We start from the raw sequence: 268 nt of genomic DNA, 5'->3' as shown, positions 1-268 counted from the left end.
CGAAGCAACAGCCTTACGTTTTTGCACTTCTAATAGAATCGGCGTTTTTACTTTGAGATTGCCATCCAATTCTACAACTTGTGATTTTTGCAATGTATTCAGCGCACCATTAATATCCGCATGAATACATGTTCCTGCTTTACTTTGATACAGACCACGAGTGATTCGTTTGCCGCTAAAATAATATTGGGCTCTATTATCCTTAGACCAAACTGGAACCGGATCTTTGTCTAGGAAACTGGCTTTTGAAGTATAGCTTTCTTCTTGT

1 pseudogene is annotated in these 268 nt (G+C 38.8%); it reads right to left on the bottom strand.

Annotation, left to right across the window (positions count from 1 at the left end):
- Nucleotides 1-268, bottom strand: a pseudogene (locus FOT98_RS30495) (RNA-guided endonuclease TnpB family protein); the annotation flags it as partial.

The organism is Bacillus sp. HY001, assembly GCF_007558965.1.
GTDB classification, from domain to species: Bacteria; Bacillota; Bacilli; order Bacillales; family Bacillaceae_G; genus Bacillus_A; species Bacillus_A mobilis.
Note: the sequence above shows the minus strand (reverse complement) of the source record. Positions and strands in the feature narration are given on the sequence as shown.